Origin of the sequence: Moorena sp. SIO2C4 (genome assembly GCF_010672485.1) — a bacterium.
In the GTDB taxonomy this organism is placed as follows: Bacteria; Cyanobacteriota; Cyanobacteriia; order Cyanobacteriales; family Coleofasciculaceae; genus Moorena; species Moorena producens.
The window spans coordinates 1-2,974 of sequence record NZ_JAAHGN010000958.1 but is presented as its reverse complement, the minus strand read 5'-3'; the positions used below and the strand labels follow the sequence as shown (position 1 = coordinate 2,974).

The 2,974-nt window shown below is 42.4% G+C and carries 5 protein-coding genes; 3 read left to right on the top strand and 2 right to left on the bottom strand.

What is annotated here, in order from left to right; all coding sequences use genetic code 11:
* Nucleotides 1-153: 153 nt before the first annotated feature.
* Both F6K20_RS32015 and F6K20_RS32010 read left to right on the top strand, forming a co-directional pair.
* Nucleotides 154-744, top strand: a complete 591-nt coding sequence (locus F6K20_RS32015) for a transglutaminase-like domain-containing protein (protein ID WP_287265254.1) — start codon at nt 154-156, stop codon at nt 742-744.
* A gap of 278 nt (nt 745-1,022) precedes the next feature.
* The gene (locus F6K20_RS32010; protein WP_287297454.1) at nt 1,023-1,160 is read left to right on the top strand and encodes a hypothetical protein; all 138 of its coding nucleotides are present in this window, start codon (nt 1,023-1,025) and stop codon (nt 1,158-1,160) included.
* An 81-nt stretch (nt 1,161-1,241) separates the two neighbouring features.
* Here F6K20_RS32010 and F6K20_RS32005 read toward each other — a convergent pair whose 3' ends face one another.
* Nucleotides 1,242-1,703: a GNAT family N-acetyltransferase gene (locus tag F6K20_RS32005; protein ID WP_287297452.1), complete on the bottom strand. Its 462-nt coding sequence runs from the start codon at nt 1,701-1,703 to the stop codon at nt 1,242-1,244.
* A gap of 174 nt (nt 1,704-1,877) precedes the next feature.
* Nucleotides 1,878-2,798 (bottom strand): class I SAM-dependent methyltransferase, encoded by a 921-nt coding sequence (locus tag F6K20_RS32000; protein WP_287297450.1) that lies wholly within the window; start codon nt 2,796-2,798, stop codon nt 1,878-1,880.
* On the opposite strand from F6K20_RS32000, the gene F6K20_RS31995 reads away from it, so the two are divergent.
* Complete coding sequence (locus tag F6K20_RS31995) at nt 2,776-2,910, top strand: hypothetical protein (protein ID WP_287297448.1); 135 nt, start codon at nt 2,776-2,778, stop codon at nt 2,908-2,910. The genes F6K20_RS32000 and F6K20_RS31995 overlap by 23 nt on opposite strands.
* Nucleotides 2,911-2,974: the final 64 nt, after the last annotated feature.

The window sequence follows — 2,974 nt, the reverse complement described above, 5'->3', positions numbered from 1 at the left end:
GGGGGATTTAGGGGGATCCATTTGTACCTCATGAGTCCTATAAACGCTATAGATTAGTTTGCCCACCCTACTTTAATTAGGATTTTTTTCACTCCTGACTCCCGATTCCCGATTCCCGACTCCCGACTCCCGACTCCCGACTCCCTTTTTAACATGGAGAATACACAAGACTATCTACCAACCACTGCAATCATCGATTGGCAACATCCTAGCGTTCTGGAACTGGCGAAGACAATAGCCCTAGAGCATCAAACATCGAATGCGATCGCAAAAGCCTGTTTTGAATGGGTTCGCGATCAAATTCGTCATAGCGTTGACTATCAAATGAATCCTGTCACCTGTCGTGCCTCGGATGTACTTAAGTATAAAACCGGTTATTGTTATGCAAAAAGCCATTTGCTAGCTGCCCTCTTACGAGCCAATGGAATTCCAGCAGGCTTTTGTTATCAACGATTAAGTATTAATGACGATGGTGAGCCTTACAGTTTGCATGGTTTGAATGCCGTTTACTTAGCTGAATTCGGTTGGTATCGAATTGATCCCAGAGGAAACCGTGAGGGAATTAATGCTCAGTTCAATCCCCCAAAGGAGCAATTAGCTTTCAGCATTCGATTTCCCGCAGAAGCTGACTTTCCTAACATTTTTTCTGAACCACTTCCTATAGTTATCGAAGCATTACAGGCTGGCAATACTTGGGATGAAATGCTTGGTAGTCTGCCAGATGTTTTGTTGGAGGAATTGTAAGAATGAAGAATGAAGAATTTAGAATTTAGAATGAAGAATGAAGAATGAAGAATGAAGAATGAAGAATGAAGAATGAAGAATTTAGAATGAAGAATTTAGAATGAAGAATGAAGAATGAAGAATGAAGAATTTAGTGCGTACCCGTAACGCACCACTAGGTTGAAAGCCCCTAACAGGTGGTAAGCACTATAAGTGTTGCAAGGGTGGGTAGAGGAGAAAAATAAGCGATCGCATTCTCTCTGCTTTTGCGATCGCTACTGTTCAACAAAACAACAAATTTGTCTACTATTTTAGCAATCGGAAAGCCTAAGCTATCAGCTTATGCGCTACGCGCACGCTACTTGAGGTGCTTTCAGCTATCAACTAATGGGCTATGGGCAAGCTACACCGAACAGCTTTTGAATAAAATAAACTGACCGCTGACCGCTGACTGCTGACCCCTGACCGCTGACCCCTGACCGCTGACCGCTGACCGCTGACTGCTGACCGCTGACTGCTTAGATTACCTTTTCCATCCTAAACCGTTCAAACCCTACCCCCCTAAGCAATACAGTCTCCGGTTCAATGATAGTAAATCCCTGTTTGATAAAGAAATACTTAGAAATTATGCTAGCTTCAGTATAGAGACAACTAACCCCTTGCCTTAACGCTTCATCTTCTAATTGTTGGTAAATGGCTGTAGCATATCCCTGTCGAGAGTAGTCTTTTGCTGTAAACAGTAAATCAATGTGATTAGCGGGATTTAATTGACCAAAAGCCGCCACCTTATTGCCATCAACCGCAACAAGTGTTATTCCCATCCTCAGCCGTTTCGTAAACTGATCGATATCTTTAGGATAGGATGACCAAATCTCTACTTGTTTACGATCATAAGCCTGTGATGCTATCTCCATGATAGCATTTTTGTAGACATCAATCACAGCTTTGGCATCTGATACTTGGTAGTTACGAATTAACATCTGTCTCAGAGATTACTCTGCCTCTTGCCTCTTGCCTTAGTGGTGCGTTACGGTGCGGACTATCTCAACGCTGGCTACAAGGTTCAAGATGAGGGCAAGTCCGCCCCTAACGCACCCTACTGGACTTGCCTCTTGCCTCTTGCCTCTTGCCTACTCCCTACTCCCGATTCCCTTTCAATTCATCTTATAGCGAGCAGTCCACAGTATTTTCCTGAAAAATGGAATATCTTTGAAAACTCTCAGCAAACCAAGTTTCTTTTCTGGTTCATCAAGATAAAACCAATCATCAAGGAATTCAAGCCCTGGATTCCAAGCCTCCAAGTCTTTACTGTCTTTAATACCAAACTTGAAAGTGGCATCTTTTCCCAAATGCAAATCCTGTTGTAATTTTCTGTTGATGATTGCTCGCAGGGGCGGCTTTAACCAAGGAGCCTTGACAAATTCAGCAATAAGTTCACAGCCTGGAAAAGTTGATTGCAGTTTCAATACTAATGATTTTACTTCCTCTTCTTGAAGGTACATAAACACGCCTTCTGCCATAAATAAAACTGAATCAGCCTTCAACTCTCTGATTAGTTCCATCCATTCATAATTAAATACCGAAGACGGAATAAAGCGATAGCGGTCAGTTTCTGGTAACAATTTCTTTTTAACCGCTATCACCTCTGGTAAATCCAGGTCATAGAAGATAACCTTTCCGTTATCGATCCGGTGGAAACGAGTATCCAATCCACAACCAATATTAACAACAATTCTGTTCTTGATGCAGTCGCTCATGGGGGAAACCCCCAAGACCGCGCTGCATCGCTTATGCGATCGCTCCAGGAAATTTCTGGTATAATCATCATAGCGTTTGGCGCGCATAGCCACATGAACCACCAATTTTTTTTCTACCTTGCCCTTAGCTAAGCTATGATAAAGCTTGTTATCTGACTGGGATAATTCAGGAGTTAATTTGTCAGTGATTTCAACAGCTAATGGATCCAATAAAATTGGGTCTTTTGACTGGCTTTCTAGGGCATGGCAATACAAAGTCAGTAGGGATGTAGCTGCTACATCACCGATTTGAGTATTGAGTAATTTCGGAATTTCCATATCAGCTATCAGCTATCAGCTATCAGCTATCAGTTATCAGTTATCAGTTATCAGCTATCAGCTATCAGCCATAAGCTATAGCGTTTATTGCATTTATGAGGTACGCTTTTGAGCCTCAAAGTCCCCCTTTATAAGGGGGATTTAGGGGGATCCCTTTGTACCTGATGGGAGAGAGA